The following is a 14,815-nucleotide window of genomic DNA, read 5'->3' as shown; positions in this document are numbered from 1 at the left end:
CGGATTACGTTGTAAATCAAGCACATTACAAGGAACTGCGATATGGCAGAATGTTCGAGCGCAGCATCTGCTGCGTGCCCAGACCGTAGTTAGAACTCAGGCCGCGCAGCTCGATGTTAAAGCCAATCACGTTATCGTATTTGCCCTGACTGTTTTGTGTATCCCAGCCGTTAAGTTTGCGTTCGTAACCGACACGTACTGCGTAACAGCAGGAGTTATATTGCAGACCTAACATCTGGTCAGCAGGTTTTTGGGCATTCGTGTCATAGTAGTAGGCTCCGACGATTGACCAACGATCGGCAATCGGCCAGCTTGCGGCGGTACCTACCTGTGAAATACCTTCCTTATACTGAGGCGCATTCCAGGTTGTATCTCTACTGTTTTTAGGTAATGTCGCCTGGATATACTCTGGGCTGGCGTAACGATACGTCAACTGAATCATACGATCTTCATCACGACGGTACTCGATAGCGGCACTGCTCGTCGCGATATTGTCCAGTCGCGTATCGTACTGAACCCCACCACGCAGACCCCAGCGATCCGTCATGCGCCAGTAGGTATCGCCCGCCCAAACCAGTGAACCCGTTTTGTTGTCTTTCTCCCAGTTTATGTCGTCATCACCGGTACGAGACTCGGTGAAATAGTAGATTTGACCAACAGAAACATTAAAACGTTCAACGGCAGCATCATCATAAACGCGGGTTGTGACGCCGGTCGTCAACTGGTTAGCAGATGCAATACGGTCAAGCCCGCCGTAGGTACGGTCGCGGAACAGGCCGCTGTAGTCAGACTGGAGGAAGGACGAGTCGTAGTTTTGAATTTTGCTCTGATCGCGATAAGGCACGTACAGGTACTGCATGCGCGGCTCAAGCGTCTGGGTGTATCCGTCCGCGAGAAGGCCCATATCACGTTCGAAGATCAGCTTACCGTCCATCTTGAATTGCGGAAGCGTACGGTTTACCGATTCTTCAAGATCGGTGCCATAGCGATTGTTATACCAGTCCAGGTTTTTCTGCTGGTAATGGGTTGCCATCAGCTTGGCTTCGGTATTCAGGCTCGCCCAGTTGTTTGACCATGGCAGGTTGATCGTCGGCTCAATATGCAGACGCGTTGATTCCGGCATATCCGAGTTGGTGTTGACGAAATGCACCGCCTGAGCGTAAACGCGCGTGTCGAAAGGCCCGACGTCGTTCTGGTACCAGTTCACGTCCAGCTGCGGCTCGGCACCATAGGTGCTGTTTGTTTGCGTATCAAACACCTGGAACTGCTTGGTCGACACCGTCGCGTCAAAGTTCTCAATGGCGTAGCCCACGCTGAATTTCTGCGTGGCGTATCCATCGGTACTGGAACCGTATTTAGAGTCAAAGTCGTTGAAGTAATACGGATCGCTGACTTTGGTGTAGTCAATGTTGAAGCGCCACACCTGATTCAGCACCCCGGCGTGCTGCCAGTAATACATCCAGCGGTGTTTATCGCCTTCGGTTGGGTGCTCGTCCTGGAACACTTTATCGGACGGCAGATAATCGAACTCCATCAGACCCGCGCCCGCTTTGGTTAGATAGCGGAACTCGTTCTCCCACATGATATTGCCGCGCTTGTGGATATAGTGCGGCGTGATCGTGGCGTCCATGTTGGGCGCGATGTTCCAGTAGTACGGTAGGTAGAACTCAAAGTAGTTCGACGTGCTGTACTTCGCGTTCGGGATCAGGAAGCCTGAACGACGTTTGTCACCCACGGGAAGCTGCAGGTAAGGGCTATAGAAAATGGGTACCGGGCCGAGTTTGAAACGGGCGTTCCAGATCTCAGCAACCTGTTCCTCACGGTCGTGGATCACTTCGCTCCCCACCACGCTCCAGGTATTTGACCCAGGCAAACAGGACGTGAACGAGCCGTTCTCAAGAATGGTGTAGCGGTTTTCACCACGCTGCTTCATCAGGTCTGCGGTACCGCGCCCCTGACGACCCACCATCTGGTAATCACCCTCCCAGACGTTGGTATCTTTTGTATTCAGATTTGACCAGGCTTTCGGACCTTTCAGGATGACCTGATTGTCGTCATAGTGCACATTACCCAGCGCATCCACCGTACGAACGGGTGCCTGAGCACCTTCGGGTTGCTTCTGGTGCAGTTGCACTTCGTCAGCCTGCAGTCGGCTGTTTCCCTGGTTAATATCGACATTGCCCGTAAAGGTCGCATTGTCAGGATAATTACCTTTCGCGCTGTCGGCATTAATGGTGACGGGTAAATCATTCGTATCGCCTTTCACCAGTGGGCGATTGTAACTTGGAACGCCAAGCATACACTGCGAGGCGAGATCGGCTGCGAGCCCCTGTTGGCTATACAGGGCGGTGCCAATCATAGTGGCCAGAAGGGTGGGGATACGTTTTTTCATACGTTGTATTTTATTGTTCCGTCATCAGTGGCTACGGCTTACAAACGCTCAGAGACTATCTTACTCATCAGCGCAGTACCAGCGTTAATCCTGCCCGTTTGCGCGCCAGAGTGTTAGGCTCGCTATCGAATGACGAGTATGATAATGCAAATTATAGGCGATGTCCCTCAATTGACCGTGGCGCGACCACTGTAATGATGGCGTTGCGTCGGCCAGGAACATGACCATTCGGGGAGTATATGCAGTATTGGGGTAAAATAATCGGCGTTGCGTTCGCAATTATTATGGGTGCCGGATTCTGGGGCGTCGTTCTTGGCCTCATTATCGGCCATATGTTTGATAAAGCACGCAGCCGCAAAATGGCCTGGTTTGCCAATCAGCGCGAGCGCCAGTCACTCTTTTTCTCCACCACCTTTGAGGTGATGGGGCACTTAACCAAATCGAAAGGACGCGTAACGGAGGCCGATATTCAGGTTGCCAGCGTCTTTATGGATCGCATGAACCTGCACGGCGAATCACGCGTGGCCGCGCAAAATGCGTTCAGGATTGGGAAATCGGATAACTATCCGCTGCGTGAAAAAATGCGCCAGTTCCGTAGCATCTGTTTCGGGCGTTTTGATTTAATTCGGATGTTTCTGGAAATTCAAATCCAGGCAGCCTTTGCGGACGGCTCTCTGCATCCGAATGAACGGGACGTCCTGTACGTCATTGCCGAAGAGCTGGGCATATCCCGCATGCAGTTCGACCAGTTCCTGCGCATGATGCAGGGCGGCGCGCACTTTGGCGGTGGATATCAGCAGCACTCCTCCGGCGGCGGCTGGCAGCAGGCGCAGCGTGGTCCCACGCTGGAAGATGCCTGTAACGTGCTCGGCGTGAAGCCGTCTGACGATGTCACGACCATCAAACGCGCCTATCGTAAACTGATGAGCGAGCACCATCCGGACAAGCTGGTGGCGAAAGGCTTACCGCCAGAGATGATGGAGATGGCGAAACAGAAAGCGCAGGAAATCCAGAAAGCCTACGAGCTGATTAAAGAGCAGAAAGGTTTTAAATAAAAAAATGGCCCGACAGCGTCGGGCCATTTTTTCAGAAGTCTACCGGGGCTTTAAACGTCATCGCGTTGCCAAACGCGGGGTGGGTGATGGTGAGCGTCTGCGCATGCAGCTGCAGGCGCGGCGCGAGTGCCAGCGCTTCCGCCGGCGCATAGAATCTGTCGCCCAGAATAGGGTGACCCATCGCCAGCATATGCACGCGCAGCTGGTGGGAGCGCCCGGTAATCGGCTTCAGGAGAACGCGCGCGGTGTTATCCGGCGCGTACTCCAGCACTTCATACTCGGTTTGTGCGGCCTTGCCGGTTTCATAACACACCTTCTGCTTAGGCCGGTTCGGCCAGTCGCAAATCAGCGGTAAATCCACCAGCCCTTCCGCCTGCGCCGGATGGCCCCACACGCGGGCGACGTACTGCTTTTTCGGTTCACGCTCGCGGAACTGGCGTTTCAGCTCGCGTTCCGCCGGCTTATTCAGAGCCACCACAATCACGCCGCTGGTCGCCATATCCAGGCGATGGACGGACTCGGCCTGCGGATAATCACGCTGGATACGCGTCATCACGCTGTCTTTATGCTCATCCAGGCGCCCGGGCACGGACAACAGGCCGCTCGGCTTGTTGACCACCATAATGTGCTCATCCTGATAGAGAATGACCAGCCAGGGATCCGTCGGGGGATTGTAGGGCTCCATTACCATCTTGCGCTCCGCTTACTGATGCGTCACAACGATAAGACGCAGGGCGTCGAGACGCCATCCCGCCTGATTCAGGCTTTCCAGCACCTGCTGGCGGTTGCTCTCAATCGCGGCCAGTTCATCGTCACGAATGTTCGGGTTCACCGCCTTCAGCGCTTCCAGACGCGACAGCTCGGCTGAGAGCTTCTCATCGGCTTCGCCGCGCGCCGCGTCGATCAGCGCTCTGGCCGCTTTCTCGGCCTGGGCTTCGCCCAGTTGCAGAATGGCATGCACGTCCTGCTGCACCGCATTCACCAGCTTGCTGCCGGTGTGACGGTTTACCGCACTCAGCTGACGGTTAAAGCTTTCAAACTCCACCTGACCGGCCAGATTCGTACCGTTTTTATCCAGCAGCAGACGCACCGGCGTTGGCGGCAGGAAGCGGTTAAGCTGAAGCTGTTTCGGCGCCTGAGCTTCCACAACGTAGATCAGCTCCACCAGCAGGGTCCCCACCGGCAGCGCTTTGTTCTTCAGCAGGGAGATGGTGCTGCTGCCGGTATCGCCGGAGAGGATCAGATCCAGACCGTTGCGGATCAGCGGATGCTCCCAGGTGATGAACTGTGCGTCTTCGCGGGACAGCGCCACATCACGCTCAAAGGTGATGGTGCAGCCGTCTTCCGGCAGGCCCGGGAAATCCGGAACCAGCATGTGATCGGACGGGGTCAACACAATCAGGTTCTCGCCGCGATCGTCCTGGTTAATGCCGACGATGTCGAACAGGTTCATGGAGAAGCTAATCAGGCTGGTATCGTCATCCTGCTCTTCAATGCTTTCAGCAAGCTGCTGCGCTTTTTCGCCGCCGTTGGAGTGGATCTCCAGCAGACGGTCGCGGCCCTGTTCCAGCTGGGCTTTTAGCGCGTCGTGCTTCTCGCGGCAGGATTTGATCAGCTCATCAAAACCGTCGGTGTTTTCCGGAGCGGCGAGATAAGCGATCAGATCCGTATGTACCCGATCGTAAATGGTGCGGCCCGTCGGGCAGGTATGCTCAAACGCATCCAGACCTTCGTGGTACCAGCGAACCAGAACGGACTGGGCGGTTTTTTCCAGATACGGAACGTGGATCTGAATATCGTGCGCCTGGCCGATACGATCCAGACGCCCGATACGCTGCTCCAGCAGATCCGGGTTAAACGGCAGATCGAACATCACCAGATTGCTGGCGAACTGGAAGTTACGGCCTTCTGAGCCGATTTCGGAACACAGCAGAACCTGCGCGCCGCTGTCTTCTTCGCCAAACCAGGCCGCAGCGCGGTCGCGTTCGACAATGGACATGCCTTCGTGGAACACGGCTGCGCGAATACCTTCACGCTCGCGCAGAACCTGTTCCAGCTGCAGCGCGGTGGCGGCTTTGGCGCAGATCACCAGCACCTTCTGGGAACGGTGCGCGGTCAGGTAGCCCATCAGCCACTCCACGCGCGGATCGAAGTTCCACCAGGTGCCGGTGTCGCCTTCAAATTCCTGATAAATTTGCTCCGGGTAAAGCATGTCGCGAGCACGCTCTTCCTGAGTTTTACGCGCACCCATGATGCCGGAGACTTTAATCGCCGTCTGATACTGGGTCGGCAGCGGCAGCTTGATGGTGTGGAGTTCGCGTTTCGGGAACCCTTTTACGCCGTTGCGGGTATTTCTGAACAGCACGCGGCTGGTGCCGTGGCGATCCATCAGCATGTCAATCAGCTCTTTACGCGCGGATCCCGCGTCATCGCTGTCGCTGTTTGCAGCCTGAAGCAGCGGCTCGATGTCCTGCTCGCCGATCAGGTCGCTCAGGGTATTGAGCTCTTCGTTAGAGAGACGATTGCCCGCCAGCAGCAGCGCGACGGCGTCCGCAACCGGACGGTAGTTTTGCTGCTCCTCAACGAACTGCTCGAAATCATGGAAACGGTTCGGGTCGAGCAGGCGCAGACGGGCGAAGTGGCTCTCCAGCCCCAGCTGCTCCGGCGTGGCGGTCAGCAGCAGCACGCCGGGCACGCGTTCGGCAAGCTGCTCAATCGCCATGTATTCACGGCTCGGCGCGTCCTCGCTCCAGACGAGATGGTGCGCTTCATCGACCACCATCAGATCCCATTCGGCGTCGCACAGGTGCTCCAGGCGCTGCTTGCTGCGGCGCACAAAGTCCAGCGAGCAGATGACCAGCTGTTCGGTTTCAAACGGGTTGTCCGCGTCGTGCTGGGCTTCGGCATAGCGCTCATCGTCGAACAGGGAGAAGCGCAGGTTGAAGCGGCGCAGCATTTCAACCAGCCACTGATGCTGCAGCGTTTCTGGAACCACAATCAGCACGCGCTCGGCGGCGCCAGAGAGCAGCTGCTGGTGCAGGATCATGCCTGCTTCGATGGTTTTACCCAGGCCCACTTCGTCAGCCAGCAGCACGCGAGGCGCATGTCGACGGCCCACGTCATGGGCGATGTTCAGCTGGTGGGGGATCAGGCTGGTACGCTGACCGCGCAGTCCGCTCCACGGCATGCGGTACTGTTCGCTCTGGAACTTACGCGCGCGGTAGCGCAGGGAGAAGCGGTCCATACGGTCGATTTGCCCGGCAAACAGGCGATCCTGCGGCTTGCTGAAGACCAGCTTGCTGTCGAGCAGCACTTCACGCAGGACGACATTGGCTTCATCCGTATCAAGACGAGTACCAATGTAGGCGAGCAGTCCATTCTCTTCTTTTACGTCTTCAACCTTCAGTTGCCAGCCGTCGTGGCTGGTCACGGTGTCACCCGGATTAAACATCACGCGGGTAACAGGGGAGTCATTGCGAGCGTACAGGCGGTTTTCACCGGTAGCAGGGAAAAGGAGGGTAACCATGCGCGCATCAACGGCAACGACGGTTCCTAATCCAAGTTCGCTTTCTGTATCGCTGATCCAGCGTTGACCAAGTGTAAAAGGCATAGTTGTTCGGCTCTAATCTCTAATTGCAGGCAATAGTTCGACCCCGTCAAAAAAGACGGTCATCGAAAAATGGGTCCGGGAATGGAAAGGGCGCTATGGTACTGGATGGCAACGGTTTCGTCACGCGTCAAAATAGCCCCAGTTGTCCTGTCACTAGTGTAGCAAAGTCATCGTCGATGAACGGTAATATTCCCTCCGCAACCGGCTGAAGCTGGCGCGTCAGGTAGTGATCGTAATCGAGCGGAGACTGCTGGTAATCAACCGGTTCCGGACCGTTAATTGTCCAGACGTATTTGATGGTCCCCCGGTTCTGATACTGCGGCGCGCGGCCCCGACGAACGTTCTCTTCGTCCGCCAGCCGCGCGGCGCGCACGTGGGGCGGCACGTTACGCTGGTACTCCGCCAGCGGGCGGCGCAGGCGCTTGCGGTAGACCAGCCGATCGTCCAGCTCCCCCGCCATCAGGCTGGCGATGGTCTCGCGCACGTAATCCTGGTAAGGCTCGTTGCGGAATACCCGCAGGTAGAGCGACTGCTGGAACTGCTGCGCCAGCGGCGTCCAGTCGGTGCGCACCGTCTCCAGCCCCTTAAAGACCATCCGCTGCGTTTCGCCCTCCTGAATGAGCCCGGCGTAGCGCTTCTTGCTGCCCTGGTCGGTGCCGCGAATGGTGGGCATTAAAAAACGGGCGAAATGGGTTTCAAACTCCAGCTCCAGCGCGCTGGTTAACCGCTCTTTTTGCAAATTTTCACGCCACCAGCCGTTCACGAAGGCGACCAGCTCGTGGCCGATTCGCGCGGCGTCGTCTTCCGAATGGGCGGCTTTCAGCCAGACAAAGGTGGAGTCGGTATCGCCGTAAATGACGTCATAGCCCCGGGACTCAATCAGCGCTTTGGTCTGACGCATGATGTCGTGCCCGCGCATGGTGATGGATGACGCCAGGCGAGGATCAAAGAAGCGGCAGGCGCTGGTTCCCAGCACGCCGTAAAAGGCGTTCATAATGATCTTCAGCGCCTGCGAGAGCGGCTTGTTGCCGTGGCGTTTTGCCTCGTCGCGGCCGTGCCAGATGTTTCCCACGATCTCTGGCAGGCAGTGTTTCTCGCGCGAAAAACGGGCGCCGAGAAAACCTTCGGTGCTGTGGGCGTCGTCTGGCTGCGCCATCCCCTCTACCAGCCCCACCGGGTCGATCAGGAACGTGCGAATAATGGACGGGTACAGGCTTTTATAGTCCAGCACCAGAACCGAGTCATACAGCCCGGGCCGTGAATCCATCACGTAACCGCCGGGGCTGGCCTGCGGCGGCACGTCGCCGAGGTTAGGGGCGACGTAGCCCGCACGGTGCATTCGTGGAAAATAGAGGTGGCTGAAGGCCGCTACCGAGCCGCCGTGCCTGTCGACCGCCAGACCGTTCACCGTCGAGCGCTCCAGCAGGAACGGCATGATCTCGGTTTTGTGGAAAATCTGCGTTACCAGCTCGCAGTCCTTCAGGTTGTAGGTGGCGAGCGCCGGCTTATCCTCGTTAAAGCGCCGCTCGATCTCGTCCATCCGGTCCCAGGGGTTATCGATGGATTTACCTTCACCGAGCAGCTCCTGCGCCACCGCTTCCAGAGAGAAGGAAGAGAAGTTCCAGAAGGCGGATTTCAGCGCCTCGATGCCGTCGATTATCAGGCGGCCACTGGCCTGCGCGAAGAAAACGCCGTTTTTGAAACCGTGCTCACGCCACTCCAGCTCCGTGTTTCCGCGCCCTAACGTCAGGGGAATGCGGTACCGCTCGGCATGCTTTTGCAGCACGCGCAGGTCAAACTGCACCACGTTCCAGCCGATCAGCACGTCCGGGTCGTGCTCGGCAAACCACTGGTTAAGCTTCTCCAGCAGCTGTGGTCGGCTGGTAACGTATTCCAGATGAAAATCCAGCGCAGACGCGTCGCCGTTTGGCGGGCCGAGCATATAGACAACCCGCTGCCCGCAGCCCTCCAGGCCGATGCAGTACAGTTCACCGTGGCGGGTGGTTTCGATATCCAGCGAGACCCACTTCAGCGGCGGGCGATAGAGCGGGTTAGGTTTCAGGCGCGCGTGCACGAGACAACCGTTCTGCTCAGCGCCGTCCACCCAGACGGGAGCGGTAATAAACCGCTCCATCAGAAAACGTTCCGGCGGGCGGATGTCGGCTTCATAGAGCGTCACGCCCGCTTCGCGGAGCAATTTTTCATAGCGCATCAGCTGGCGATGGGCGCGACAGTAGAGGCCATAAACCGGCTGGCGGTGGAAATCTTTCAGCTCAAGGGGAGTAAGGCGCCAGCCGTTTTCACCGTGCAGGAGCTGCTTTACTTTTTCGACGTGGTGTTCAGGGATAAACGCCACGGACTCCTGGGGCGGCAGAGTAACGTGCAGCGGGCCGTTATCCGTGGCCAGCCAGAACGCGACCTCGGTACCCTGAGGGGTGTCCCGCCAGTGTCGGGTCAGTAAAAAGCCTTCTTGCGCCTGTGCCACGCCGTTATCCCATAAAACAAACCAGGCCTGATTATAGCCTGGTTAACGTTTTTAAGCTGGGTTTATATACAGTTTATTGCCCGTAATAGGCCTTCGCGCCGTGCTTGCGCAGGTAGTGTTTATCCAGCAGGGTCTGCTGCATATCCGGCAGCTGCGGCGCCAGCTGGCGGCAGAAGATCCCCATATAGGCTACCTCTTCCAGCACTATCGCGTTATGCACCGCATCTTCCGCGTTTTTGCCCCAGGCAAACGGGCCGTGGGAGTGCACCAGCACGCCGGGCATTTGCGCCGCGTCGATACCCTGTTTTTCGAAGGTTTCGACAATCACGTTGCCGGTTTCCCATTCGTACTCGCCGTCGATCTCCGCGTCGGTCATCAGCCGCGTGCACGGAATGGTGCCGTAAAAGTAGTCCGCGTGGGTGGTGCCGGTGGCCGGAATGGACTGGCCGGCCTGCGCCCAGATGGTGGCGTGACGCGAATGGGTATGCACGATGCCGCCGATGGTCGGGAATGACTGGTACAGCAGGCGATGCGTGGGCGTATCGGAGGAGGGCTTTTTGTTGCCTTCAACCACTTCGCCCGTTTCGATGCTGACCACCACCATATCTTCCGCGGTCATCACCGTGTAATCCACGCCCGATGGCTTGATCACGAACACGCCTTTTTCGCGATCGACGGCGCTGACGTTCCCCCAGGTAAGCGTCACCAGGTTATGTTTTGGCAGCGCCAGGTTGGCTTCGAGAACCTGACGTTTAAGATCTTCTAGCATTGCTGTCTCCAGGCCCGGCAAGCGCTGCGCCGCCGGGCTCTCCGTACTTAACGTTTTGAACCGTAATAGACTTCGTTCCAGCGCAGCGCGTCCTTAAAGGCAGGCAGGCGGGTATCGTTATCGATAACGGTCAGCTCGATATCGTGCAGCTCGGCGAACTGACGCATGTCGTTAAGATCCAGCGCGTGGCTGAAGACGGTGTGGTGCGCGCCGCCCGCCACGATCCACGCTTCTGACGCGGTTGGCAGGTCAGGCTGTGCTTTCCACAGGGCGTTCGCGACCGGCAGTTTTGGCAGGGAGTGCGGGGTTTCAACCGCATCGACGCAGTTCACCAGCAGGCGGAAACGATCGCCGAGGTCGATCAGGCTGGCGTTGATGGCCGGGCCGGTACGGGTATTGAAGATCAGACGAGCCGGGTCCGCCTTGCCGCCGATGCCGAGGTGCTGTACGTCGAGGAGCGGCTTCTCTTCAACCGCGATGGAGGGGCAAACTTCCAGCATGTGCGAGCCGAGCACCAGGTCGTTACCGTTCTCGAAGTGGTAGGTATAGTCCTCCATAAAGGAGGTGCCGCCCTGCAGACCGGTCGACATCACCTTCATGATGCGAAGCAGAGCGGCAGTTTTCCAGTCGCCTTCGCCCGCAAAGCCGTAGCCCTGCTGCATCAGGCGTTGTACCGCCAGGCCCGGTAGCTGCTTCAGGCCGTGGAGATCTTCAAAGGTTGTGGTAAAGGCGTGGAAGCCGCCCTGTTCCAGGAAGCGCTTCATGCCCAGCTCAATGCGCGCGGCATCCAGCACGTTCTGGCGCTTGTCGCCGTTGATTTGTGCCGCAGGCGTCAGGCGGTAGCTGCTTTCGTATTCGTCCACCAGCGCGTTCACGTCGCCATCGCTGATGTCATTCACCACCTGCACCAGGTCGCCCACCGCCCAGGTATTCACGGAGAAGCCGAACTTGATCTGCGCGGCCACTTTGTCGCCGTCGGTTACGGCAACTTCACGCATGTTGTCGCCGAAACGCACCACTTTAAGGTGACGGGTATCCTGCTTAGAGACCGCCTGACGCATCCACGCGCCGATACGCTGCTGCGCCTGACCGTCCTGCCAGTGGCCGGTCACGACGGCATGCTGCTGACGCATACGCGCGCCGATGAAGCCGAATTCGCGACCGCCGTGCGCGGTCTGGTTCAGGTTCATGAAGTCCATGTCGATGCTGTCCCACGGCAGGGAGGCGTTGAACTGGGTATGGAACTGCAGCAGCGGCTTGTTGAGGATGGCCAGGCCGTTGATCCACATTTTGGCCGGTGAGAAGGTGTGAAGCCACACCACCAGACCGGCGCATTTGTCGTCGTAGTTGGCGTCACGGCAGATGTTGGTGATTTCATCCGGGGTGGTCCCCAGCGGCTTTAACACCAGTTTGCACGGCAGTTTGGCTTCGGCGTTCATGGCGTTGACCACGTGCTCCGCGTGTTTCGTCACCTGCTGTAACGCTTCCGGTCCGTACAGATGCTGGCTGCCAATCACAAACCACACTTCATAATTATTAAAAATGGTCATCATCGTGTCCTTAATGGGTCAGGGTTGCCGTAGTGTCCGCGGTGCGTTTGGCCGGGGCGGCGACAGGGAGATAGTGAAGTTCGGCGCTTTTTGCCCATTGCTGGTAGCGCTGATAAAGCTGTTCGAAGCGTTGTGCCTGTCCGGCACGCGGCTGGAGCGTGGTTTCGACGGCGCTCGCCATATGCCGTTGCGCGGTCGGAATATCGGCATGAACGCCTGCGGCTACGGCCGCGAAAATCGCTGCGCCCAGCGCACAGCACTGATCGGAGGCCACAATCTGCAGCGGACGGTTGAGCACGTCGCAGCAGGCCTGCATGATCACCGGGTTTTTACGGGCGATACCGCCCAGAGCCATCACGTTGTTCACGTCGATGCCCTGTTCGGTGAAGCACTCCATGATGGCGCGCGCGCCGAATGCGGTGGCTGCAATCAGGCCACCAAACAGCGCCGGCGCGTCGGTCGCCAGGTTGAGGTCGGTAATCACCCCTTTCAGACGCTGGTTCGCAAACGGCGTGCGGCGACCGTTAAACCAGTCCAGCACTACCGGCAGGTGGTCGAGAGACGGATTTTTTGCCCAGGCCTCCGTGAGCTGCGGCAGAAGCTGTTTTTTGCTCTCGTCAATCTGGGTTTTCAGCTCGGGATGCGCCGCCGCCAGGCGATCCAGCGGCCAGCCGAGCACGCGGCCAAACCAGGCGTAGATGTCGCCGAAAGCGGACTGACCGGCTTCGAGGCCGATGAAGTCCGGCACCACGCTGCCGTCAACCTGGCCGCAGATACCCTTCACCGCGCGGTCGCCAACGGTCGTTTTGTCCGCCGTCAGAATGTCGCATGTAGAGGTGCCGATCACTTTCACCAGCGTATTGGGCTGCGCACCCGCGCCCACGGCGCCCATGTGGCAGTCAAACGCGCCGCCGGAGATCGCCACGTTTTGCGGCAGGCCGAGACGCTTTGCCCACTCTTCGCAGAGCGTGCCGACCGGAATATCGGCGGTGAAGGTGTCGGTAAACAGCGGATATGTCAGGTTCTTGTTGATAATCGGGTCGAGCTCGTCGAAGAACGCTGCCGGAGGCAGGCCGCCCCAGCTTTCATGCCACAGGGATTTATGCCCGGCGCTGCAGCGACCGCGGCGGATATCCTGCGGGCGCGTGGTGCCGGAGAGCAGGGCCGGTACCCAGTCGCACAGCTCAATCCACGATGCCGCCGCCTGCGCAATGGAGGCGTCCGCGCGGGTAACGTGAAGGATCTTGGCCCAGAACCATTCGCTGGAGTAAATCCCACCGATGTAGCGGGAGTAGTCGGTGTGGCCTGGCTGATGGCACTGGCGGGTGATGGCTTCCGCCTCTTCCACGGCGGTATGGTCTTTCCACAGCACGAACATGGCGTTCGGGTTGTCGGCAAACTCCGGGCGCAGCGCCAGCACGCGGCCTTCGGCATCAACCGGGGCCGGCGTTGAACCGGTGCTGTCGACGCCAATCCCCACCACGTCGGCCCGCTGGGCATCCGTCAGTTCAGCCAGCACGGCTTTCATCGCCGCTTCCATAGATTCGATGTAATCACGCGGGTGGTGGCGGAACTGGTTATTCGGCGCATCGCAGTAGCGCCCCTCTTGCCAGCGCGGGTACCACTCAACGCTGGTTGCTATCTCCTGGCCAGTCGTACAGTCCACTGCCAGCGCGCGAACCGAGTCGCTGCCAAAATCGAGGCCAATTGCAATTGCCATGGTGTTGCTCCATCCAGAAAACAGGTATGGAAGAACATTAGAGACTGGGGACAAAAATCGTCAGGCAGGATCCGCTAATCTTATGGATAAAATTGCTGTAGCAACGGAAAGTGTGACGCCGTGCAAATATTCAATGTGGACATTTCTGCCGTACTTATAGACACTTTTGTTACTGCTTATCTGTCCCTGTCGGCAGATAAATCAGGGGAAAAGGCTGAAACATGGCGGACGTAAAAGAAGCGTGATGCTTTTTGGATCTTTTCGCGGCCCCTTTTTATACTGCTTTTAACGATATGGACAATTGGTTTCCTTCAGGACCCTTGGGAGAACTGAATCTATGGCCGAACCGCAAAACGATCCCTTACTGCCGGGCTACTCATTTAACGCCCATCTGGTGGCGGGGCTGACGCCAATTGAGGCCGAGGGTTATCTCGATTTTTACGTCGATCGACCGCTCGGCATGAAAGGGTATATTTTGAACCTTACCGTACGCGGGGAGGGGGTGATCAAAAACGGCGATCGGCAATTCGTCTGCCGTCCCGGCGATATGCTGCTGTTCCCGCCTGGGGAGATCCACCACTACGGCCGACACCCGGACGCCAAAGAGTGGTATCACCAGTGGGTCTATTTCCGTCCGCGCGCCTACTGGCAGGAGTGGCTGTCGTGGCCGGCCATTTTCGCCCATACCGGCTTTTATCGTCCGGATGAAGCGCATCTGGCACAGTTCCGTGAACTTTTCGCGCAGATTATAGAGGCGGGGCAGGCGGGCGGGCGCTATGCCGAACTGCTGGCCATTAACCTGCTGGAGCAGGTGCTGCTGCGGCGCATGGAGGCCATCAACGAGTCGCTTAACCCGCCGCTGGACAACCGCGTGCGTGACGCCTGTCAGTACATCAGCGACCACCTGGCCGACAGCCAGTTTGATATCGCCAGCGTCGCCCAGCACGTCTGCCTGTCGCCGTCACGCCTGTCGCATCTGTTTCGCCAGCAGCTTGGCGTCAGCGTGCTGAGCTGGCGTGAGGATCAGCGCATCAGCCAGGCGAAACTGCTGCTCAGCACAACCCGAATGCCGATTGCTACCGTTGGGCGCAACGTGGGCTTTGAAGATCAGCTCTATTTTTCCCGCGTGTTTAAAAAATGCACCGGCGCCAGCCCCAGTGAATTTCGCGCTGGATGTGAATAATCGGTAAAAAAAGCTAAACATACAGGTGAACTCAGAAAGCACCCTGTAAAC

9 protein-coding genes are annotated in these 14,815 nt (G+C 58.1%); 2 read left to right on the top strand and 7 right to left on the bottom strand.

Going from position 1 to position 14,815, the window contains the following annotated elements:
* Nucleotides 1–25 precede the first annotated feature (25 nt).
* Nucleotides 26–2,392, bottom strand: coding sequence for an LPS assembly protein LptD (gene lptD, locus OWK27_RS12765; protein WP_267590505.1), 2,367 nt, complete (start codon nucleotides 2,390–2,392; stop codon nucleotides 26–28).
* Between the two features lie 239 nt (nucleotides 2,393–2,631).
* On the opposite strand from lptD, the gene djlA reads away from it, so the two are divergent.
* A complete protein-coding gene (gene djlA, locus OWK27_RS12760; protein WP_176608728.1) occupies nucleotides 2,632–3,447 on the top strand; it encodes a co-chaperone DjlA in 816 nt (271 codons plus the stop codon).
* Between the two features lie 31 nt (nucleotides 3,448–3,478).
* Here djlA and rluA read toward each other — a convergent pair whose 3' ends face one another.
* From rluA to araB, 6 genes are all read right to left on the bottom strand, one after another.
* Entirely contained in the window at nucleotides 3,479–4,138 is a 660-nt protein-coding gene (gene rluA / locus OWK27_RS12755; RefSeq protein ID WP_242173645.1) for a bifunctional tRNA pseudouridine(32) synthase/23S rRNA pseudouridine(746) synthase RluA, read from the bottom strand.
* Nucleotides 4,139–4,150: 12 nt separating this feature from the next.
* The gene (gene rapA, locus OWK27_RS12750) at nucleotides 4,151–7,057 is read right to left on the bottom strand and encodes an RNA polymerase-associated protein RapA (RefSeq protein ID WP_267590504.1); all 2,907 of its coding nucleotides are present in this window, start codon (nucleotides 7,055–7,057) and stop codon (nucleotides 4,151–4,153) included.
* Between the two features lie 127 nt (nucleotides 7,058–7,184).
* The gene (polB, locus tag OWK27_RS12745; protein ID WP_267590503.1) at nucleotides 7,185–9,542 is read right to left on the bottom strand and encodes a DNA polymerase II; all 2,358 of its coding nucleotides are present in this window, start codon (nucleotides 9,540–9,542) and stop codon (nucleotides 7,185–7,187) included.
* Nucleotides 9,543–9,615: 73 nt separating this feature from the next.
* Entirely contained in the window at nucleotides 9,616–10,311 is a 696-nt protein-coding gene (araD, locus tag OWK27_RS12740) for an L-ribulose-5-phosphate 4-epimerase (RefSeq protein WP_267590502.1), read from the bottom strand.
* A gap of 47 nt (nucleotides 10,312–10,358) precedes the next feature.
* Nucleotides 10,359–11,861, bottom strand: coding sequence for an L-arabinose isomerase (gene araA / locus OWK27_RS12735; protein ID WP_267590601.1), 1,503 nt, complete (start codon nucleotides 11,859–11,861; stop codon nucleotides 10,359–10,361).
* A gap of 10 nt (nucleotides 11,862–11,871) precedes the next feature.
* Entirely contained in the window at nucleotides 11,872–13,581 is a 1,710-nt protein-coding gene (gene araB / locus OWK27_RS12730) for a ribulokinase (RefSeq protein WP_252004686.1), read from the bottom strand.
* A gap of 337 nt (nucleotides 13,582–13,918) precedes the next feature.
* On the opposite strand from araB, the gene araC reads away from it, so the two are divergent.
* Nucleotides 13,919–14,764, top strand: a complete 846-nt coding sequence (araC, locus tag OWK27_RS12725) for an arabinose operon transcriptional regulator AraC (RefSeq protein ID WP_176608722.1) — start codon at nucleotides 13,919–13,921, stop codon at nucleotides 14,762–14,764.
* Nucleotides 14,765–14,815: the final 51 nt, after the last annotated feature.

The organism is Enterobacter cloacae complex sp. 2022EL-00788, assembly GCF_026627565.1.
Lineage (GTDB): Bacteria > Pseudomonadota > Gammaproteobacteria > Enterobacterales > Enterobacteriaceae > Enterobacter > Enterobacter pasteurii.
This window is presented reverse-complemented; position numbering and strand designations above follow the sequence as displayed.

Bases quoted from the DNA above. Each gene is read 5' to 3' on its own strand.
- lptD (WP_267590505.1), bottom strand. From the start codon at position 2,392: ATGAAAAAACGTATCCCCACCCTTCTGGCCACTATGATTGGCACCGCC.
- djlA (WP_176608728.1), top strand. From the start codon at position 2,632: ATGCAGTATTGGGGTAAAATAATCGGCGTTGCGTTCGCAATTATTATG.
- rluA (WP_242173645.1), bottom strand. From the start codon at position 4,138: ATGGTAATGGAGCCCTACAATCCCCCGACGGATCCCTGGCTGGTCATT.
- rapA (WP_267590504.1), bottom strand. From the start codon at position 7,057: ATGCCTTTTACACTTGGTCAACGCTGGATCAGCGATACAGAAAGCGAA.
- araD (WP_267590502.1), bottom strand. From the start codon at position 10,311: ATGCTAGAAGATCTTAAACGTCAGGTTCTCGAAGCCAACCTGGCGCTG.
- araA (WP_267590601.1), bottom strand. From the start codon at position 11,861: ATGACCATTTTTAATAATTATGAAGTGTGGTTTGTGATTGGCAGCCAG.
- araB (WP_252004686.1), bottom strand. From the start codon at position 13,581: ATGGCAATTGCAATTGGCCTCGATTTTGGCAGCGACTCGGTTCGCGCG.
- araC (WP_176608722.1), top strand. From the start codon at position 13,919: ATGGCCGAACCGCAAAACGATCCCTTACTGCCGGGCTACTCATTTAAC.